This window comes from Mesorhizobium sp. B2-1-8 (assembly GCF_006442545.2).
Lineage (GTDB): Bacteria > Pseudomonadota > Alphaproteobacteria > Rhizobiales > Rhizobiaceae > Mesorhizobium.
The window spans coordinates 2,559,027-2,578,088 of record NZ_CP083952.1 but is presented as its reverse complement, the minus strand read 5'-3'; the positions used below and the strand labels follow the sequence as shown (position 1 = coordinate 2,578,088).

At 61.1% G+C, this 19,062-nt stretch carries 20 protein-coding genes; 14 read left to right on the top strand and 6 right to left on the bottom strand.

All coding sequences use genetic code 11. The annotated features are described in order from the left end of the window. Positions 1-42: 42 nt before the first annotated feature. Positions 43-1,560 carry an aldehyde dehydrogenase gene (gene adh / locus FJ970_RS12600; RefSeq protein WP_140760882.1) on the top strand — a complete coding sequence of 506 codons (1,518 nt, stop codon included), beginning with the start codon at positions 43-45 and terminating at the stop codon, positions 1,558-1,560. Between the two features lie 66 nt (positions 1,561-1,626). Further along, a complete protein-coding gene (locus FJ970_RS12595; protein WP_140760884.1) occupies positions 1,627-1,971 on the top strand; it encodes a DUF779 domain-containing protein in 345 nt (114 codons plus the stop codon). A 27-nt stretch (positions 1,972-1,998) separates the two neighbouring features. Here the strand turns inward: FJ970_RS12595 and hemN are convergent, their stop codons facing one another. Then, positions 1,999-3,348: an oxygen-independent coproporphyrinogen III oxidase gene (gene hemN / locus FJ970_RS12590; protein ID WP_140760962.1), complete on the bottom strand. Its 1,350-nt coding sequence runs from the start codon at positions 3,346-3,348 to the stop codon at positions 1,999-2,001. A 162-nt stretch (positions 3,349-3,510) separates the two neighbouring features. Here hemN and FJ970_RS12585 point away from each other — a divergent pair, with 162 nt between their 5' ends. Next, positions 3,511-4,239: a Crp/Fnr family transcriptional regulator gene (locus tag FJ970_RS12585; protein ID WP_140760886.1), complete on the top strand. Its 729-nt coding sequence runs from the start codon at positions 3,511-3,513 to the stop codon at positions 4,237-4,239. Here the strand turns inward: FJ970_RS12585 and FJ970_RS12580 are convergent. Further along, a complete protein-coding gene (locus tag FJ970_RS12580) occupies positions 4,236-4,652 on the bottom strand; it encodes a hemerythrin domain-containing protein (RefSeq protein WP_140760964.1) in 417 nt (138 codons plus the stop codon). The two genes, FJ970_RS12585 and FJ970_RS12580, sit on opposite strands and share 4 nt — an antisense overlap. A gap of 258 nt (positions 4,653-4,910) precedes the next feature. On the opposite strand from FJ970_RS12580, the gene ccoN reads away from it, so the two are divergent. From ccoN to FJ970_RS12530, 10 genes are all read left to right on the top strand, one after another. Beyond that, positions 4,911-6,521 (top strand): cytochrome-c oxidase, cbb3-type subunit I, encoded by a 1,611-nt coding sequence (gene ccoN / locus FJ970_RS12575; protein WP_140760888.1) that lies wholly within the window; start codon positions 4,911-4,913, stop codon positions 6,519-6,521. A 10-nt stretch (positions 6,522-6,531) separates the two neighbouring features. After that, entirely contained in the window at positions 6,532-7,263 is a 732-nt protein-coding gene (ccoO, locus tag FJ970_RS12570; RefSeq protein WP_140760890.1) for a cytochrome-c oxidase, cbb3-type subunit II, read from the top strand. 12 nt (positions 7,264-7,275) lie between these two features. Further along, entirely contained in the window at positions 7,276-7,425 is a 150-nt protein-coding gene (locus FJ970_RS12565; RefSeq protein WP_140522798.1) for a cbb3-type cytochrome c oxidase subunit 3, read from the top strand. A gap of 2 nt (positions 7,426-7,427) precedes the next feature. Then, the gene (ccoP, locus tag FJ970_RS12560) at positions 7,428-8,291 is read left to right on the top strand and encodes a cytochrome-c oxidase, cbb3-type subunit III (RefSeq protein ID WP_140760894.1); all 864 of its coding nucleotides are present in this window, start codon (positions 7,428-7,430) and stop codon (positions 8,289-8,291) included. Positions 8,292-8,466: 175 nt separating this feature from the next. After that, positions 8,467-10,026 carry a cytochrome c oxidase accessory protein CcoG gene (gene ccoG / locus FJ970_RS12555; protein WP_140760896.1) on the top strand — a complete coding sequence of 520 codons (1,560 nt, stop codon included), beginning with the start codon at positions 8,467-8,469 and terminating at the stop codon, positions 10,024-10,026. After that, positions 10,023-10,520, top strand: coding sequence for a FixH family protein (locus FJ970_RS12550; protein ID WP_140760898.1), 498 nt, complete (start codon positions 10,023-10,025; stop codon positions 10,518-10,520). Before ccoG ends, FJ970_RS12550 begins: the two co-directional genes overlap by 4 nt. After that, positions 10,517-12,805, top strand: coding sequence for a cation-translocating P-type ATPase (locus tag FJ970_RS12545; RefSeq protein ID WP_140760900.1), 2,289 nt, complete (start codon positions 10,517-10,519; stop codon positions 12,803-12,805). Before FJ970_RS12550 ends, FJ970_RS12545 begins: the two co-directional genes overlap by 4 nt. Beyond that, positions 12,802-12,957: a cbb3-type cytochrome oxidase assembly protein CcoS gene (gene ccoS, locus FJ970_RS12540; protein WP_140760902.1), complete on the top strand. Its 156-nt coding sequence runs from the start codon at positions 12,802-12,804 to the stop codon at positions 12,955-12,957. Before FJ970_RS12545 ends, ccoS begins: the two co-directional genes overlap by 4 nt. Before the next feature lie 207 nt (positions 12,958-13,164). Continuing rightward, a complete protein-coding gene (gene nirK, locus FJ970_RS12535; protein WP_140760904.1) occupies positions 13,165-14,271 on the top strand; it encodes a copper-containing nitrite reductase in 1,107 nt (368 codons plus the stop codon). Positions 14,272-14,324: 53 nt separating this feature from the next. Continuing rightward, positions 14,325-15,200, top strand: a complete 876-nt coding sequence (locus tag FJ970_RS12530; protein ID WP_140760907.1) for an SUMF1/EgtB/PvdO family nonheme iron enzyme — start codon at positions 14,325-14,327, stop codon at positions 15,198-15,200. 234 nt (positions 15,201-15,434) lie between these two features. Here FJ970_RS12530 and FJ970_RS12525 read toward each other — a convergent pair whose 3' ends face one another. Then, complete coding sequence (locus FJ970_RS12525; protein ID WP_140760909.1) at positions 15,435-16,607, bottom strand: NnrS family protein; 1,173 nt, start codon at positions 16,605-16,607, stop codon at positions 15,435-15,437. Between the two features lie 97 nt (positions 16,608-16,704). Further along, a complete protein-coding gene (locus tag FJ970_RS12520; RefSeq protein WP_140760911.1) occupies positions 16,705-17,142 on the bottom strand; it encodes a pseudoazurin in 438 nt (145 codons plus the stop codon). 151 nt (positions 17,143-17,293) lie between these two features. Here FJ970_RS12520 and FJ970_RS12515 point away from each other — a divergent pair, with 151 nt between their 5' ends. Continuing rightward, positions 17,294-17,995 carry a Crp/Fnr family transcriptional regulator gene (locus tag FJ970_RS12515; protein ID WP_140760913.1) on the top strand — a complete coding sequence of 234 codons (702 nt, stop codon included), beginning with the start codon at positions 17,294-17,296 and terminating at the stop codon, positions 17,993-17,995. Positions 17,996-17,997: 2 nt separating this feature from the next. Here the strand turns inward: FJ970_RS12515 and FJ970_RS12510 are convergent, their stop codons facing one another. Both FJ970_RS12510 and FJ970_RS12505 read right to left on the bottom strand, forming a co-directional pair. Then, positions 17,998-18,213 (bottom strand): DUF1858 domain-containing protein, encoded by a 216-nt coding sequence (locus tag FJ970_RS12510; RefSeq protein WP_140760915.1) that lies wholly within the window; start codon positions 18,211-18,213, stop codon positions 17,998-18,000. 150 nt (positions 18,214-18,363) lie between these two features. Further along, a complete protein-coding gene (locus FJ970_RS12505) occupies positions 18,364-19,059 on the bottom strand; it encodes a VIT family protein (RefSeq protein ID WP_140760917.1) in 696 nt (231 codons plus the stop codon). Positions 19,060-19,062 lie beyond the last annotated feature (3 nt).

Genomic DNA, 19,062 nt, shown 5'->3' with positions numbered 1-19,062 from the left:
GAAGCGTCGCATCCCGCGACGTCAGCTTTGGGAGGAAGACACATGAACAAGGTTGAATTTTCACGCTCGGTCAAGGCGCCCTTCGACAAGCGCTATGGCAATTTCATCGGCGGCAAATGGGCCGAGCCGCGGTCCGGCCGCTACTTCGAGAACTTTTCGCCGGTGAACGGTCAACTGCTGTGCGAGGTGGCACGTTCGGATGCCCAGGACATCGACGCGGCCCTTGACGCGGCGCATGCCGCCAAGGACGCCTGGGCGCGCACCAGCGTGGCCGAGCGCTCGCTCATCATCAACCGCATCGCCGACCGCATGGAGGAAAACCTCGATCTCCTCGCTTGCGCCGAAACCTGGGACAACGGCAAGCCGATCCGCGAAACGACCGCGGCCGACCTGCCTCTGGCCATCGACCACTTCCGCTATTTCGCCGGCGCAGTGCGTGGCCAGGAAGGCAGCCTCTCCCAGATCGACGACGACACCGTCGCCTACCATTTCCATGAGCCGCTCGGCGTGGTCGGCCAGATCATCCCCTGGAACTTTCCGCTGCTGATGGCGTGCTGGAAGCTTGCTCCCGCACTTGCCGCCGGCAACTGCGTGGTGCTGAAGCCTGCCGAGCAGACGCCCGCCGCCATCATGCTGTGGGCCGATCTCATCGGCGATCTGCTGCCGCCGGGCGTGCTCAACATCGTCAACGGCTTTGGCCTCGAGGCCGGCAAGCCGCTGGCTTCCTCGCCGCGCATTGCCAAGATTGCCTTTACCGGCGAGACCACGACGGGCCGGCTGATCATGCAATATGCCAGCCAGAACCTCATTCCCGTCACGCTGGAACTGGGTGGCAAATCGCCAAACATCTTCTTCAAGGACGTGGTCGCCGAGGACGACGATTTCTTCGACAAGGCAATCGAAGGCTTCGTCATGTTCGCATTGAATCAGGGCGAGGTTTGCACCTGCCCAAGCCGCGCGCTCATCCATGAATCGATCTACGACACCTTCATGGAACGCGCCCTGAAACGCGTCGAGGCGATCGTGCAGGGCGACCCGCTCGATCCGGCAACGATGATCGGGGCGCAGGCCTCATCCGAGCAGTTGGAAAAGATCCTGTCCTACATCGACATCGGCCGCCAGGAAGGCGCCGAGGTGCTGACCGGCGGCGCGCGCAATCTTCTGCCCGGAGATCTGGCGGGAGGCTACTATGTCCAGCCCACGGTATTCAAGGGCCACAACAAGATGCGCATCTTCCAGGAGGAGATCTTCGGACCCGTGGTCTCGGTCACGACCTTCAAGGACGACGACGAAGCGCTGTCGATTGCTAACGACACGCTCTACGGCCTTGGCGCCGGCATCTGGACACGCGACGGCAACCGGGCCTACCGCTTCGGCCGGGCAATCCAGGCTGGCCGCGTCTGGACCAATTGCTACCATGCTTATCCCGCTCATGCCGCCTTCGGCGGCTATAAGCAGTCCGGCATCGGCCGCGAGACGCACAAGATGATGCTCGACCATTACCAGCAGACCAAGAACATGCTGGTCAGCTACAGCCCGAAGAAGCTCGGCTTCTTCTGATCATCGGTTTGGCTTACAGGCGCGGCTCCGCACAGGGCCGCGCCTCCGACTGGAAATCGAAAATTCATGCATGCGAAGGTCACGGCGACCCCGGCAGCGCTTGGACTGATCGCGGAGATCGTTGCCGAGCACGGTCCAGTGCTGTTCCATCAGTCCGGTGGCTGCTGTGATGGCTCTTCGCCGATGTGCTATCCGTTGGCTGGCTTCATCATCAGTGACCATGATGTGCTGCTTGGTCACATCGGTGACACGCCCTTCTACATCGGGGCCTCGCAATTCGAGGCCTGGAAGCACACCGATCTCATCATCGACGTTGTGCCTGGTCGTGGCGGCATGTTCTCGCTCGACAATGGGCGGGAAAAGCGATTCCTGACCCGCTCAACCATTTGCGCTGTTCGGATCGGGATGTAACCCTTCCCATCCGACTGCAGCCGATGCTCAGACCGCTACGGAATGCCTCGCCTTGCCGGTTTCGAGATATCTGTCGAACTTCGCCGCGACACTTCTGACAAAGGGGCGGTTTTCTACACGCACGACGAAGTGATCGCCGTCAAGTTCCAGCATCCGCGCAGGATCAAGAAGGGCGGTGGAACTCGCTTTGCAAAGAAGTCTTTGGCCGGCTTCGCCAAAGCGTTCCACCAAGTCGATTGCCGAGAAGCCGAAATCGCACATCAGCCGTTCGATAATCCAGCCGCGAGCGCGGTCGTCGTCGGAAAGTGCGACACCGCGCACTGACGCCAGTCCGCCATTGGTGACCATGCGTTCATACTCTGCAGTCGACGGCATATTCTGTGCATAGCCTTGCCGGTACTGGCTGATGGACGACGGACCGAGGCCGATCAGGGTTTCGCAGCGATCCTCGGTGTAGCCCTGGAAGTTGCGATGCAACGTCCCTGACCGCGCGGCCAGCGCCAGCGCATCGCCTGGTTTTGCGAAATGGTCGAGCCCGATTGCTTCGTATCCCTGGTCCAGGATGGCGCGCGCTGCCAGTTGCGATTGGGCGAACCGTTCCTCCGGGCCTGGCAACCAGGCGTCATCGATCATTGTCTGGTGTTTCTTGAACCATGGCACGTGGGCGTAACCAAAAAGAGCGATCCGGTCTGGCTCCAGCGACAGCGCCTGCATGACCGTGGACAGGACACTCTGCCTGGTCTGGTGCGGCAGGCCGTAGAGCAGGTCCAGGTTGACGGACTCGACGCCGCGTGAGCGAACGCCATCGACGACCGCTTTGGTCTGCAAAAAGGTCTGCTCGCGATTGATTGCCTTCTGCACTTTCGGATCGAAATCCTGGACGCCGAGGCTCGCTCTCGTCATGCCGATTTCGGCAAGTGCGTCGAGGCGGGCTTCGTCCATGTCGTTGGGTTCGATTTCGACACTGATCTTGGCGCCGGCAAGAGAGGTGAACCTGTCGCGCAAGACTTCCGCCAGTGCGACTATATCCTGCGGCTTGAGCATGGTTGGCGAACCGCCACCGAAATGGACGGCACGAACGTGACCTTTGCCTGCGACAAGACCGGCAACGGTCGCGATCTCGGCATGCAGTGAGCGCAGATATTTGGCCACCGGCTCGTAGTGGCGTGTCTGCTTTGTGTGGCACGCACAGAACCAGCAAAGCTTGTCACAGTAAGGGATGTGCAAATAGAGCGAGATCTCTTCGTCATCACCGAGCGCCTGCAGCCAGCTGCGACAGACGGCAGCGTCAACAGCTGGATGAAAATGCGGGGCCGTCGGATAGCTGGTGTAACGCGGCACGTTCTCACCAAGTCTGGCAACTAAATCTGGCCGCATTTCGCGATGTGCTCCGCGCTGTGTCCGACGATACTGGGCACAAGGGGCGACAAGCACCTTGATCTCGGTCAATGCTCATCGGTTACGGACAAACTGCCGCAAGGTTTTTTCCAGGGTCGATGCTATACCCCTACAGCAGCTTTCGTTCCTCGGAAGACCACGATGACAGCGCGTCAGGATGTACACAGCGCCGGCATTCCCGTGCTTTGCCAATCGTGCGAAGCGCGGCACCATGGCATTTGCGGCGCGCTCGATCCCGAACAGTTGGTGGGTCTCGCCAAGACCTCGTCGAAGCAAACGATTGAACCGGGCGTGGAACTGATTGGCGACGCAGAGACGGTCGACAGTTACTCGAACGTGCTCTCCGGCGTGGTCAAGCTCACGAAGAGCCTTTCGGACGGGCGCCAGCAGATCGTCGGGCTTCAATTTGCTCCCGATTTTCTGGGCCGGCCCTTCAAGGCCGAAAGCGCGATCAACGCCGAAGCAGCAACAGCAGTCTCTTTGTGCTCGTTTCCAAAGGCCGCCATTGAACGGATGATGAGGGAATCGCCAGGACTGGAGCATCGTCTGTTTAAGCAGACGCTGAATGAACTCGATGACGCACGCGATTGGATGGTGACGCTGGGCCGCAAGAGTGCGTCGGAAAAGGTGGCAAGCTTTCTTCTGATGATCGCCAGAAACATCGACCCCGCGCTTGACCCGGCCGCCCAGTCGACACGTTTCGATCTGCCGTTGACCCGCGCCGACATCGCCGATTTCCTCGGCCTGACTATCGAAACCGTCAGCCGCCAGCTGACCAGACTAAGATCGGATGGCGTGATCCGCATCGAGAACAATCGGCATATTATCGTCGATAGCTTGAACCGGCTGCAGCGCCGCTCCGGCGCTTAGGATCGATCGACGATCCCGATCATCGGCAAGACGTGCTCCCGCTCAAAGGCGATATGCCGGCGCAAGCCTTCGAAGAAGCCGCGCAGCATGAAGCCAACGGCCTCCACATTGTCGATCGACTTGCCGTGGCCGATCCCCAACAGAATCTCGGTCACCTCGCCGGCAAAGGATTCGTCCTCGACGTGTTCGGCGCGCAATCGCCGGACTGAATCAATGTCCGCACCGCTTCTGGCCAAAGCGTTCTCATAGGCTGGAAAGATGACCGTCTCTTCGTATCGATGACTGTCGCGCAACAGCGGGACGATTGTGTTTGCCGCACTTAGGCATGCCAAAAGATCCACCTTGGGCAGGCAGTCCGCGATCCGTTCCAAGGCGTCGCAGAGCTGCAATTTTTCAAGATGCGCACGTCTCATCACCGCAGCTGAGGCCGCTTTTGTGCCGGATCGAATCGCCGGCATCGAATTGGTGCCGCTTGTTTGCAGCGGGAACGATCCGCCTCGTGTCTGCGAGCTCAACGGCAGCCTCCCGGTCGTTTGCAGGACCAAGGCTGCCCAATCCAAAAGCAAATGACTTTGACATGGATCAAGGCGGCAACGGAGCGACTGCGGAATTGGTGTCCATGCGGAGCGGATTGACGTCCGCGCATCGGAATCCGAGGTCGGGGATATGTCATGAAGTTCGGCACACAAATCTTCGCGTTGAGCCTTTTTACATTCGCGGCTTTGGTGGCTGCCGGCTTCGGCGTCGACGAGCCATTCCGGCAACATATGTGGGTGCTGTTTTTCGTCCTACTCGGCTTCATCGCCATTCTGCTGCGCAACACGAGCTTCGAGGCCGCCGCCCCAATCGACCCATCCGCATACATGGACGGTCCGATCCGCTACGGCGCCATCGCCACTATGTTCTGGGGTGTCGTCGGCATGCTGGTCGGCGTGGTCATCGCGCTGCAGCTTGCCTACCCCGATCTCAACATCCAGCCCTGGTTCAATTTCGGCCGCTTGCGGCCAGTGCATACGTCGGGCGTCGTCTTCGCCTTTGCCGGCAACGCATTGCTTTGCACGTCATTGTACGTCGTGCAGCGCACCTGCCGGGCGCGCCTGTTCGGCGGCGATCTCGCTTGGTTCGTCTTCTGGGGATACCAGCTTTTCATCGTCATGGCCGCGACCGGCTACCTGCTCGGCATTACCGAGAGCCGCGAATACGCCGAACCTGAATGGTATGTCGACATCTGGCTGACCATCGTCTGGGTCGCCTATCTCATCCTGTTCCTTGGCACTATCCTGAAGCGCAAGGAACCGCACATCTATGTCGCCAACTGGTTCTACCTCTCCTTCATCGTGACCATCGCGATACTGCATGTGGTCAACAACCTGTCGATGCCCGCTTCCTTCCTCGGATCCAAGAGCTACTCCGCTTTTTCTGGAGTCCAGGACGCCCTGACGCAATGGTGGTACGGACACAACGCCGTCGGCTTCTTCCTCACTGCCGGCTTCCTCGGCATGATGTATTATTTCGTTCCCAAGCAGGCGAACCGGCCGGTCTATTCCTATCGGCTGTCGATCATCCATTTCTGGGCGCTCATCTTCCTCTACATCTGGGCCGGACCGCACCACCTGCACTACACCGCCCTGCCCGACTGGGCGCAGACGCTGGGCATGGTGTTCTCGATCATGTTGTGGATGCCCTCATGGGGCGGCATGATCAACGGCCTGATGACGTTGTCAGGCGCCTGGGACAAGCTACGCACCGATCCGATCATCCGCATGATGGTGATGGCCATCGCCTTCTACGGCATGTCGACCTTCGAAGGTCCGATGATGTCGATCAAGACGGTCAACTCGCTGTCGCACTATACCGATTGGACCATCGGGCACGTCCATTCGGGTGCACTCGGCTGGGTCGGCATGATCTCGTTCGGCGCGATCTACTACATGGTGCCCAAGCTCTGGAACCGCGAGCGGCTCTACTCGCTGAGGCTCGTCACCTGGCACTTCTGGCTGGCGACACTCGGGATCGTCGTCTACGCGGCCGTCATGTGGGTGTCCGGCATCATGCAGGGCCTGATGTGGCGCGAATACGACGAGCAGGGCTTCCTGGTCTACTCCTTCGCCGAAACGGTCGCAGCCATGCACCCCTACTATGTCATGCGGGCCATGGGGGGCGCGATGTTTCTCTCGGGTGCCCTGATCATGGCGTGGAACATCGCGATGACCATCCTCGGCCGCCAGCGTGAGGAGCAACCGATGCCGGGCTCTGTACCCGCCCTTCAGCCTGCACAGTAAGGAGCCAGAAATGGGCTTGATGGATAGACACGCGATCATCGAGAAGAACGCCACGCTTCTTCTCGTTGGCTCTCTTCTGGTGGTGACCGTCGGCGGCATTGTCGAGATCGCTCCGCTCTTCTATCTCGACAACACGATCGAGAAGGTGGAAGGCATGCGCCCTTACTCGCCGCTCGAACTTGTCGGGCGCAACATCTACGTGCGCGAGGGCTGCTACCTCTGCCACAGCCAGATGATCAGGCCGTTCCGCGACGAAGTCGAGCGCTACGGCCACTACAGCCTGGCTGCTGAATCCATGTACGATCATCCCTTCCAGTGGGGATCGAAGCGCACCGGACCGGATCTCGCCCGGGTCGGTGACCGTTACTCGAATGCCTGGCATGTCGCGCATCTCTCGGCTCCACGTTCGGTGGTGCCGGAATCGATTATGCCCAGCTACGCATTCCTGAAAGACGTGCCGATCGAGGTGAAAGACTTCTCGACGCACCTCGTCGCCAACCGGCGTGTCGGCGTCCCCTACGATGATGACATGATCGCGCACGCCAACGCCGATCTGATGGCGCAGGCTGATCCCAACGCCGACACATCCGGGCTGGAGGCGCGCTATCCCAAAGCCAAGGTCGGCGACTTCGACGGCAATCCGCGACAGGTCACCGAAATGGATGCCCTCGTGGCCTATCTGCAGATGCTCGGCACGCTGGTCGATTTCAAGAACTACGACGAAGCCGCCGGTTACCGCTAAGGAGTTCTATCCGTGGATTACAATCTAATGCGGGAATTTGCTGACAGCTGGGGTTTGGTCGCCATGGCGCTTTTCTTTGTCGGGGCAATTGTCTTTGCGCTGCGCCCTGGCAGCCGCAAGCTGGCCGACGAGGCTGCCCGGATTCCTCTTGAGGACGAGTGATCATGAGCGACGAGCACATCGATGAAATCTCTGGCGTCTCAACCACGGGCCACGAATGGGACGGCATCAGGGAGCTGAACAATCCGCTTCCGCGCTGGTGGGTCATAACCTTCTACGTGACCATCGTCTGGGCGATCGGCTACACGGTCGCCTATCCGGCATGGCCACTGCTGCACTCCGCGACAACCGGGGCGCTCGGCTATTCGAGCCGCAAGGACGTCAAGAACGAGCTGGCGGCGGCGGACCTGGCAAAGGGCAAATATGTCGCGGCCGTTGAATCGAAAACAGTCTCGGAGATCACCGCGGACGATGCCTTGCGCGAATTCGCGGTCGCCGCTGGCGGCGCCGCGTTCAAGGTCAATTGCACGCAGTGCCACGGCTCTGGTGCTCAGGGGTCCGCCGGCTTTCCCAACCTCAATGACGACGACTGGCTGTGGGGTGGCAAGGCAGAGCAGATCCAGCAGACGATCATGCACGGCATCCGCTTTGCGACCGATGCGGAAACGCGTCTGTCGGAAATGCCGGCCTTTGGCGACACCATCACTGCCGACCAGATTGCACAGGTCAGTGCCTACGTCGCCAGCCTGTCCGGTAAGGTCCACGATGCAAGTCTGATCCAGCCTGGCGCCAAGGTCTTCGCCGACAACTGCGTTGCCTGTCATGGTGACAACGCGAAAGGCAACAAGGAGTTCGGCGCCCCCGACCTGACCGACGCGATCTGGCTTTATGGCTCAGGCGAGACGGCAATCGCCGACCAGGTTCGCGCACCCAAGCAGGGCGTCATGCCAGCCTGGGGCTCGCGCCTGGGCGAGACCAAGGTCAAGGAACTGGCGGTTTACGTGCATTCGCTCGGCGGTGGAGAATAGGAAGCGAGGACTATTCTCCGGCCCTCACCGCTCGAGTGACGAGGCCCGGCTTTGCCGGGCCTCGATTTCTTTCTGCCATGACGAGATTGACTTGCATCAACGCGGAGCGATCCCCCCGGCGGCATTCTTGCCAAGCGCAATCAAAATCACAGTCTGCGCGCAAGTGGAGATCCTGGTGCTGGACAATACGCAGGTAGAACGGCTGGAAGCCGAAGCGGTCAATTCCGCCAAGACCCGTCAGCCCCTTTATGCCGCGCGAAAGAAGATCTTTCCCAAACGCGCTGCGGGGAAATTCCGCCGCTTCAAATGGCTGGTGATGGCGATCACGCTTGGGATCTACTACCTGACGCCATGGCTGCGTTGGGACCGCGGCCCGTTTGCGCCCGACCAGGCGGTGCTGCTCGATGTCGCCAACCGGCGTTTCTACTTCTTTTTCATCGAGATCTGGCCACAGGAATTCTTTTACGTGGCTGGCCTCCTGGTCATGGCGGGCGTCGGTCTTTTCCTGATCACGTCGACTGTCGGACGTGCCTGGTGCGGCTATACATGCCCGCAGACCGTCTGGGTCGATCTGTTCCTGGTCGTCGAGCGCGCGATAGAGGGCGACCGCAACGCTCGCATGAAGCTCGATGCGGGACCCTGGACCGCGCGCAAGCTGATGCTGCGGGTATCGAAGCACGTGATCTGGCTGGTCATCGGCGCGGCGACAGGCGGCGCCTGGATTTTCTATTTCGCCGATGCACCGACGCTGCTCGGCGAGCTTTTCACCGGCACTGCCGCGCCTGTCGCCTACATCACCGTCGCCGTCCTGACGGCAACCACCTACACGTTCGGCGGCCTGATGCGTGAGCAGGTCTGCACCTACATGTGCCCATGGCCGCGCATCCAGGCGGCCATGCTCGACGAAAATTCTCTCACTGTCACCTACAACGACTGGCGCGGCGAACCGCGTTCGCGTCACGCCAAGAAAATGCTGGCCGCAGGCCAGCCCGTAGGCGACTGCGTCGACTGCAACGCCTGCGTCGCGGTCTGCCCGATGGGGATCGACATTCGCGATGGCCAGCAGCTCGAATGCATCACCTGCGCGCTTTGCATCGACGCCTGCGACGGTGTCATGGACAAGCTCGGCAAGGAGCGCGGGCTGATCGCCTATGCTACGCTGTCCGACTACAACGCCAACATGATGCTGGCGACCGCAGGCGGCTCCGGCCCGGTCAGTCCACCGCTGGTCAGGACTGCTGGCGGCGCCTTCTCCGATCAGGTAGCGCATTTTCACGTCCGCAAGATCTTTCGACCGCGCACCTACGTCTACATGGGTTTTTGGTCGTTGATTGGCCTTGGCCTGCTCTATTCGTTGCTGACGCGTGACCGGCTGGAACTGAACGTATTGCATGACCGCAATCCCCAGTTCGTCACGTTATCCGACGGGTCCATCCGCAATGGCTATACGGTCAAGCTGCTCAACATGATCCCGGAGCCGAGAACGATCGTCGTCAGCATGCGGGGGCTTGAAGGCGCCGACATGACTGTCGTCGGCGACGACATCCCGGCGGGCCGCTCTTTCGCCGTTCCGGTCGAGCCCGACCGCCTGAAAATGCTGAAGGTCTTTGTTCGCCAGCCGGCGGACCAAATCCGCGCCCCGGCGCAGACCTTCACGTTCCGCGTCGAGGACAAGGCCAGCCTCGAGTCCAATGAATACACCGCCACCTTCAACGCGCCAGAGGCCGCCAGATGACCGCCAATGCTCACAAGCCTCGCGAATTCACCGGCCGGCACATGCTGGCCATCATCCTCGCCTTCTTCGGAGTGGTGATCGCGGTCAACCTGACCATGGCGACGCTTGCCAACACCAGTTGGACCGGCCTCGTCGTCGAGAACACCTACGTTGCGAGCCAGCAATTCAACAAGCAGGCGCAGGAGGGTCGCGCCCAAGCGGCACTCGGCTGGACAGGCAAGCTTACCATCGCATGGGGCGAAGTCCGCTACAGCCTCTCCGACGCAGCCGGCAAGCCGGTTCCTCTGCACGGCGTGAAGATGCTGTTTCGTCATCCCGCGTACGAGAAAGAGGACAAGTCAGTCACGCTCGCCCTCGCTTCAGGCGAGGAATTCGCCGCCCGGCACACGCCGAAAGACGGCGTCTGGATTATCGAAGTCGATGCCGATGCCGGTCTGGACAAACCCTACCGCGACGTCCGCCGGGTCATGATTTCCCATGGGGCGCTGAAATGAGCTGTTGCGCGCCGGGCGCTGAAATGGGGCTGGACATGGGCAGCGGCCAATCCGTCCTGCCATCCAGCCAGGAAATCAGGCTGGCGAGCCGATCGCTCGGCGATGGCCATCGCCAGACCGATCTTTCGGTGCCGAGCGTTCATTGCGCAGCTTGCATCCAGACGATCGAGACGGCGTTAGCGAAGCTCGACCGCGTCGAGAGCGCCCGCGTCAACCTGTCGACGAAACGGGTCTCGGTCCGGTGGCGTGGAGATGAAGTTCCACCGTTTGTCGCCGCGCTTGGGCGGCTCGGCTACCAGGCGCATCTCTTCGCCCCCGAGATCGACGAGAAGGACAAGACGCTTTCGGAATTGATCCGCGCCGTCGCGGTCGCTGGATTTGCGGCGGGAAACATCATGTTGCTCTCGGTGTCGGTCTGGTCGGGTGCCGAAGGGGCTACCCGCGACCTGTTTCACTGGGTCTCGGCGCTGATCGCCATTCCGGCGCTCGCCTTCGCCGGCGGAATCTTCTTCCGGTCGGCCTGGAATGCACTGCGCCACGGCCGCATGAACATGGACGTTCCGATCGCGGTCGGTGTTTCACTCGCCTATGCCATGAGCCTCTATGAGACGATCAACCATGGCGACCACGCCTATTTCGACGCCTCGGTATCACTGCTGTTCTTCCTTTTGATCGGCCGCACGCTCGATCACGTGATGCGGGAACGTGCCCGCACGGCAGTAAAAGGCCTGTCGCAGCTGGCCGCGCGTGGCGCCATGGTGGTTCGCGGCAACGGCGCGCGCGACTATTTGCCAGTCGGCGAGATCGAACCGGGCATGCGGTTGTTGATCGCAGCCGGCGAGAGAATCCCCGTCGACGGCAAGATCATCCAGGGAGCGTCGGATCTCGACTGCTCGCTGGCTTCAGGCGAAAGCACGCCGAAAAACGTGGCACCAGGCGAAACCGTGCAGGCCGGCGTGCTCAATCTTACCGGCCCGCTGACCATCGAAGCGATTGCCGCCGCAAAGGATTCGTTCCTGGCGGAGATGGTGCGGCTGATGGAGGCCGCCGAAGGCGGTCGCGCCCGCTATCGCCGCATCGCCGACCGCGTTTCGGCGCTCTACGCGCCCGTTGTTCATCTCGCCGCTTTGGCGACATTCCTGGGCTGGATGGCGGCGACCGGCGACTGGCACCGGGCCATGACGATCGCTATCGCTGTTCTCATCATCACGTGCCCCTGCGCGCTTGGCCTGGCCGTCCCGATCGTTCAGGTGGTCGCCGCACGGCGCCTGTTCGAGAACGGCATCATGGTCAAGGACGGCTCGGCCATGGAGCGCCTGGCGACAATCGACACGGCGGTATTCGACAAGACCGGTACGCTCACGCTTGGCCAGCCCGGGCTCGTCAACGCGGCCTCGATCGATCCAGCCATGCTTGCCATCGCAGCCGACCTGGCCGCGCATTCGCGTCATCCATTTTCAAAAGCCATTGCTGGCTTTGCCGTTGGCGGCAGCCAGCACAGATTCGATGCAGTGACGGAACACCCAGGTTTAGGGATCGAAGCCACCGACACCGGAACCATCTGGCGGCTGGGTCGACGCGGATGGGCCGGCTGGAAGGCTCGAACCGGCGGCGAAGGCAAACACGGGTACGGTGGAACGGTTCTGACAAAAAACGGGATGATTGTCGCATCCTTCGCTTTCGAGGATGTGCTGCGCGCCGATGCTACACCGGCCATCGATCAATTGCGCGGTGCCGGGGTGTCAGTCGAAATGCTGTCGGGCGATACCGCGGCAGCCTGCGCCGAGGTTGCGAAGGTGCTTGGTGTCGATGACTTTGTTGCCTGCCTGCTGCCGTCCGGCAAGGTCGAACGCATCGAGACGCTGGCGAAAGACGGACAGAGGGTTCTGATGGTTGGCGACGGCCTCAATGACACGCCGGCACTGCGCGCTGCGCATGTCTCGATGGCACCGGCGACCGCCGCCGATATTGGTCGCAACGCTGCGGACTTCGTCTTCCTGCGCGAGAGCCTTCTGGCCGTCCCGCTGGCGTTGGACGTCTCGCGCCAGGCAGGACGCCTGATCCGGCAGAACATCGTCGTCGCGATCGTCTACAATGCGGTCGCCGTACCGATAGCGATCCTCGGGCACGTTACGCCCCTGATCGCGGCGATCGCCATGTCCGCCTCATCGCTGCTTGTCGTTGGCAATGCGCTACGCCTGCGATCGTCGCAGCCGTTTTCACCGGCCAAAGAAGTTCGCCGCAACAGGGTGTCCAACTTCGACAAACTGGTCCGATCGTCATGACCACTCTCACCTACCTCATACCCGTCGCTCTGTTCCTTGGAGCGCTTGGCCTTGGGGGCTTCCTTTGGGCATTGAAGAGTGGCCAGTACGAAGATCTCGACGGAGCCGCTGAGCGAATCCTGATCGATCTGGAAGACAAAAGCGACCGCTGATATTCAGAAAGCCGCTGGTGGCAGCGCATCGTCGCAGAAAAACGCGACACCAAACCTTCGCATTTCCAATCGTGCCCCTACAAAACCTCTGCATCCCGAGCTGTTGTTCCTGCGATTGACAACACAGTTTGCGCCAGCGCAAAGAAGGCTGGCGTCAGGTCAGGTACCTTCTGCTCGTCCGCAACGGTCGAGAGACAGGAGATTGACATGATTACACGACGCGAAGCCCTCTTTGGAGCAGCTATTGGCGCTGCCGCCGTTGCGGCACTGCCCGCATTGTCCGCCACGGTTACAAAGGCAGAGATTCGCGGGCTGCCGCGCGAAAAGATCACGCTCGTGGCACCGCCTTTTGTTCATCCGCACGATCAGGTCGCCAAGCACGGGCCGAAGATCGTCGAGTTCACCATGAAGATCGAGGAGAAGCCTCTCGTCATCGATGCCGACGGCACGAAGCTCAATGCGATGACCTACAACGGCTCGATCCCCGGCCCGCTGATGGTCGTGCATCAGGACGACTATGTCGAACTGACGCTCATCAATCCCGATACCAACTCGCTTGCCCACAACATCGATTTCCACGCCGCTACCGGCGCGCTGGGAGGCGGCGGCCTGACCTTGATCAATCCCGGCGAACAGGTGACCCTGCGCTTCAAGGCGACGCGGACGGGAACGTTTGTCTATCACTGCGCCCCTGGCGGCGCGATGATCCCATGGCATGTCGTTTCCGGCATGAACGGTGCCATCATGGTGCTGCCGCGCGACGGGCTCAGGAACGACAAGGGCCAACCGGTCAAGTACGACAAGGTCTTCTACATCGGCGAGAGTGACTTCTACATTCCGCGCGACGAGAAGGGCAACTTCAAGAGCTACGAATCCGCCGGCGACGGCTACGACGACATCGTCAAGGTCATGCGCGGTCTCATTCCGACGCATGTGGTGTTCAATGGCAAGGTCGGATCCCTGACTGGCGACAACGCCATGAAGTCCAAGGTCGGCGAAACGGTGCTGATCGTCCATTCGCAGGCCAACCGCGATACGCGGCCGCACCTGATCGGCGGTCATGGCGACTACGTCTGGGAACAGGGCAAATTCGCCAACCCGCCGGCCAAGGATCTGGAGACGTGGTTCATCCGTGGCGGCTCCGCCGGCTCGGCGCTCTATACTTTCCTGCAGCCTGGCGTCTACGCCTACGTCAATCACAATCTGATCGAGGCCGTCGAACTCGGAGCGACCGCTCACTTCAAGGTCGAGGGCGAGTGGAATGACGACCTGATGACACAGGTCGAAGCGCCCAAACCCATCGCCACCAACTGAACGCCACTCCAGTTTGCCCGGACAGCGACCCTGTCCGGGCATGGACAAAAGACATGTCGGCTTTCATCCTGAAGCTCATGCCGATCGCCATGGTGGCCGTGGCCGCGGCTGTGCCGGTAGGACTTTCGATACAGGCTGCCGGTGGTCATAGGCAGTCCCACGCCATTGCCATGACGGTCAGCCTGCCTCCCGGTTCGATCAGATATCCGATGCCGGGAGAGTTCCTGCGAGATGGACGCCCGCAAGCCAATCCCAAGGTCGCGCGGCAATTCGACGGTCCGCTCGAGATCATGGCCTATCAGGTCAGTGCGACCGACTACGCGGATTGTGTGTCGGCCGGCAGCTGCCGGCCGGCGGAGGAGACCCGCTCAGTCCCGCGTGACGCACCCGCTACCGGCGTGAGCTACCTCGACGCCGTTGCCTACGCCCGATGGTATTCTGAGGAGACCGGCAGCCAATGGAGGCTGCCATCCGACGAAGAGTGGGCCCTTGCCGCAGCCGAGCGGTTCGCGGGAGAATTCGAGGGTGTCGAAAACGATGCCAACAACCCCGCCAGGCATTGGCTGACCAGCTATCAGGCGGAGGTCGAACTCAATCGCAAACCGGACCCGTTGCCCAGGAGTCGCGGCTCCTTTGGAGTGAATTCGCGCGGGCTTGCCGACTTTTCCGGCAACGTCTGGGAGTGGACTTCGACGTGCTATGTCCGCACGACGCTCGCCAAAGACGGCAGCGGCGTTGCGAGCTCGGTCGACAATTGTGGGGTCCACGTCCTGGAAGGCCTGCATAGAGCCTATATGTCGAATTTCATCAGCGACGGGAAAAGCGGAGGTTGCGCCGTTGGCTTGCCTCCCGACAATCTGGGGTTCAGGCTGGTGCGAAACCACGCTGGCTGGGCGAGCGATCTGCTGTCTCATTTGGGTATACTCTGACGAGCAAGCGCCATCAGAGTATGGCGACACAATCCGCCTTGAGGACGACAAGCGCTGGACTTGCCGAGCAAATTGAGGTCGCCCCCTCTGGGTCGCCAGGTCCGCCTCGGACTTACAGCATGTCGCGGCGAACAGGATTCGCCCGACCTGCTGTAAGTTTCTGATTTTATGCATGTCGTTATCCCGGAACCGAAGAGGCACACGACTGGCGCCACGATCCTCTTGCAAACATCGTTACCGGCGCTTCGCCGTCGTCAAGGCCACTCCATGGGTCAGGAGAAAGCCGGCGTATGCCATAGCCCACGCAACGCCCGCGACTTCAACGATCCCGTCATAAGGGACAAAAGCCGCAACAATGCGTAACGACGCCGCAATCAAAATCGCTGCGAAGATAATGATCGTTTGTCGTCCGGCCCGCAGTAGCCGGCCGGTATGGCCAAGCGTAGCGCGGGTCATCACTGCGATCGTCATCGACCCGACCGCACCGGCACCGAACGCATGCAGCCCGGCGGCGACCGGGATTGCAGGCAAAAAGATCGATGCCGAAACCAGGGCAAGACCAACGGGCACGAAGGCGTATGCAAGGTGGAGGATCAGTATAAGCGGATCCCGCAATGTGCGTTCGCCAGCCCAGCGCGACAGCCGTGACGCCTGAGCAATGGCGGCGACGGCCATAAGAAGACCTGAGGCGCTGTTGTCTGGGGCAATTGTCCATGCTCCCAGCGCAACGGTAGAGATGGCTATCGAAGCGATGTCAAATCGGTCGAATGGCGCCGGCAACCTGCCGGGATTTTCGCGCACGAGCCAATTGCGTGTGAAGCTCGGAATAATTCGCCCGCCGATCAAGGATATGAGCAGGATCGCGGCTGCCATGCCGAGCCTTCGGCTGATGTCCGACATTCCCAGGACATGAGCCTCGATGTGGAACGCGCCGTTCGCGGACGCCAGCACGACGAGCGGCAGCAGCACCTTGAGGTTTCGCCAGTTGCGTCCCGCGACGATTTCGCGTGCGGCCGCGGCAGCCACTGCAAGCAAGAATGAGCCATCGATCACAGCTGCTGCTTCCCAGCCAATGTCTGCCGAGAAGAAGACAGCGGCGCGGCCGGCAAGCCACAGGACAACCAGCGCCAGCAGCGGCAGGCCCTGCACGGGCAGCCGGCCGGTCCAGTTGGGGATCGCCGTCAAAAGGAACCCGGTCACGATCGCCGGCAGATAGCCGAACAGCATCTCATGTATATGCCAGTCGACCGGAACGAACAGGCTGTGGGTTTGAAGTTCCCCCGCATACATCGGCAGCCAGAGCAGAATGGAGAGCGCGGCATAAAGCGAGCCGAGGAAGAAAAAGGGTCTGAACCCATAGGACAGAAAGGCGGGGCCGGAGTAGCGCCGCAGACGTGGAATAGCCATGACTCGCATCCTGAAATGAAAGGCCGGGTGGACCGCCGCCCTCGGTCCGTCCGGCTCGTGCCCGCCCACTTGTGGCAGGCAAGCTATCTCATGCCGGTCAGTTGGCCGGAATCTGGGTGAACAGATCCGCGAATACCGTCTTTGCCTTGCCAGGATGCTTGACCGCTTTCGCGGTATCGAGATTGACCGGCTTGCCGACGACGATCAGTGCGACCATGCCCATGCCATAGTGCGGCGCGCATTTGACGCCATAGACGCCCTCCTTGGTCAGCGTAACGGTGATTTCTTCACTCGGTTTCCCCTTGAACGGCTCGGCGCCTTCCGGAATCATGTCCTTGATCGACTCGGCATCGTGCGTCTTGTCGGTCGGCACGAACTTCACGGTGTCGCCGGGTGCGGCCTTGACGAAGGCCGGCTGGAAAACCATGGCGCCCTTTTCGCCCTTGTTGAGCATTTGCACCACATGCTCTTCCGCGCTTGCGCCTCCGGCGAGCGCGAGAAGGGAGATTGCGGCGGCGAGGATGGTGCGTTTCATCGATTTGTCCTTTGTCTCATGTTCGCGGCATTGCGCCGTTCAATGTCATTTAGCCTGATGCCCCTGCGAACAATTTGCGCTGGCGCAAACTCGCGATAAGAATGGTTGCCGCGCGCTGGCGCAGTGTCTTGGGGTCGTGAGGAAACACATTTTGGCTGCGCTCGACCGATCGCTGATATCGCAGCTGCCGCTCTTCCAAGGGATGACTGCGGAAGAACAAAGCGAAATCCTGCGAAGCGCACGGTCGTCACGCTATGCCAAGGAATCCGCGATCTTCGAGCAGGAAACGGATGCCCATTCGTTTTTTGTGCTGATCTCTGGTCATATCCGCGTCGTCCGCACCACGCCGGATGGACAACAGGTCATTGCCAGGTACATCAGCGAAGGCGAAATCTTTGGTGTCGCCGCGGCGCTCGGCCGGACGGCCTATCCCGCCAGCGCCCTCGCGGCCGTCGACTGCGTGGTGCTGGCGTGGCCCAACGCTCTGTGGGCGGAGATGGCGCGACGATTCCCGATATTTGGGGCAACCACCTACAGAACCGTTGGCACCCGACTGCAGGAGACCCAGACGCGGGTCGTAGAGATGTCCACGGAGCAGGTCGAGCAAAGGGTCGCGCATGCCTTGCTGCGGTTGGCAAACCAGACCGGCCGAAAGACCGAAAGCGGCATCGAAATCGACTTCCCGATTTCAAGGCAGGACATCGCGGAGATGACAGGCACGACGCTGCACACAGTCAGCCGGCTGCTCAGCAGGTGGGAAGACATCGGAATAATCGTCAGCGGCCGCCAGAAAGTCACGGTCAAGGATGCGCATCGCCTTGTGGTTCTCGCAGAGAACCCGGGCAAGCACTGACGTTACCGTTCGCCCCGGATAGTCGCTTCCAGATCGGCAAGGAAACGCGCCTCGTCCACGCAGTGCTCATGGCACGCCTCGGCCACGGTGTGAAACGTGCCGATCGGACAGCCGACACAAAGCATCCTGTAGCCCATCAGCACTGCCACGCTTGCCGGCCATTTCCTCATGATTTCGTCAACCACCATATCGGGAGTGATGGAGCTGGGTTCCTTCACGACGCAGTCCTCCGCGATTTGCGACGCCCTCGTCCTACATCGCGCTCAGGACCGCTTCGTTGCGATTTCGCAACTTTATTGGCCAAGCGCTGAGACTTCTTGAGGCAGTAGGACTCGCAGATATCGGAGCGGATAAAGGCTACCGCACCGTCAGATGGCAGTACCAACGATCGCACCGATGCCTGCGGTCAGCGCCATTGCCGCCGCGCCCCAAAAGGTGACGCGAACCGTTGCTTTCAGCACATTGGCGCCGCCGGCTTTGGCCCCGATGGCGCCCAGAACCGCCAGGAACAGGAGTGAGGCAACAGACACCGTTGCGGCAAGCCACACGGCCGGCGAAACAAGCACCATCGCCAAAGGCATGGCCGCGCCAACCGAAAATGCTGCCGCCGAGGTCAGCGCGGCCTGGATCGGTCTGGCCGTGGTGACTTCGGAAATGCCGAGTTCGTCGCGAGCGTGGGCGCCGAGCGCATCCTTCGCCATCAATTGGTGGGCGACCTGCAAGGCAAGGCTCGGCTCGACGCCTCGTCTGACATAGATCTCCGCAAGTTCCTGCAGCTCGAAATCTGGCTGTGTCGCCAGTTCCCCTTTCTCACGCGCAAGGTCGGCATGTTCGGTGTCGGACTGCGAACTGACCGAGACATACTCGCCTGCCGCCATCGACATCGCTCCGGCGACCAGTCCGGCGACGCCGGCAACCAGAACGTTGGAGGCCGCGGCATTGGCTGCCGCCACGCCAACGATGAGGCTGGCCGTCGAGACAATGCCGTCATTGGCGCCGAGCACGGCGGCGCGCAGCCAGCCGACGCGGGATACAAGATGGTTTTCACTGTGAAGGCGGCTCATGAC

Coding starts and splice junctions, on each gene's coding strand:
- FJ970_RS12580 (WP_140760964.1), bottom strand. CDS start 4,652: ATGAGACGTGCGCATCTTGAAAAATTGCAGCTCTGCGACGCCTTGGAA.
- ccoP (WP_140760894.1), top strand. CDS start 7,428: ATGAGCGACGAGCACATCGATGAAATCTCTGGCGTCTCAACCACGGGC.
- ccoS (WP_140760902.1), top strand. CDS start 12,802: ATGACCACTCTCACCTACCTCATACCCGTCGCTCTGTTCCTTGGAGCG.
- FJ970_RS12550 (WP_140760898.1), top strand. CDS start 10,023: ATGACCGCCAATGCTCACAAGCCTCGCGAATTCACCGGCCGGCACATG.
- FJ970_RS12545 (WP_140760900.1), top strand. CDS start 10,517: ATGAGCTGTTGCGCGCCGGGCGCTGAAATGGGGCTGGACATGGGCAGC.
- FJ970_RS12505 (WP_140760917.1), bottom strand. CDS start 19,059: ATGAGCCGCCTTCACAGTGAAAACCATCTTGTATCCCGCGTCGGCTGG.
- hemN (WP_140760962.1), bottom strand. CDS start 3,348: ATGCGGCCAGATTTAGTTGCCAGACTTGGTGAGAACGTGCCGCGTTAC.
- ccoN (WP_140760888.1), top strand. CDS start 4,911: ATGAAGTTCGGCACACAAATCTTCGCGTTGAGCCTTTTTACATTCGCG.
- FJ970_RS12585 (WP_140760886.1), top strand. CDS start 3,511: ATGACAGCGCGTCAGGATGTACACAGCGCCGGCATTCCCGTGCTTTGC.
- FJ970_RS12520 (WP_140760911.1), bottom strand. CDS start 17,142: ATGAAACGCACCATCCTCGCCGCCGCAATCTCCCTTCTCGCGCTCGCC.
- FJ970_RS12525 (WP_140760909.1), bottom strand. CDS start 16,607: ATGGCTATTCCACGTCTGCGGCGCTACTCCGGCCCCGCCTTTCTGTCC.
- nirK (WP_140760904.1), top strand. CDS start 13,165: ATGATTACACGACGCGAAGCCCTCTTTGGAGCAGCTATTGGCGCTGCC.
- ccoO (WP_140760890.1), top strand. CDS start 6,532: ATGGGCTTGATGGATAGACACGCGATCATCGAGAAGAACGCCACGCTT.
- FJ970_RS12530 (WP_140760907.1), top strand. CDS start 14,325: ATGTCGGCTTTCATCCTGAAGCTCATGCCGATCGCCATGGTGGCCGTG.
- adh (WP_140760882.1), top strand. CDS start 43: ATGAACAAGGTTGAATTTTCACGCTCGGTCAAGGCGCCCTTCGACAAG.
- FJ970_RS12595 (WP_140760884.1), top strand. CDS start 1,627: ATGCATGCGAAGGTCACGGCGACCCCGGCAGCGCTTGGACTGATCGCG.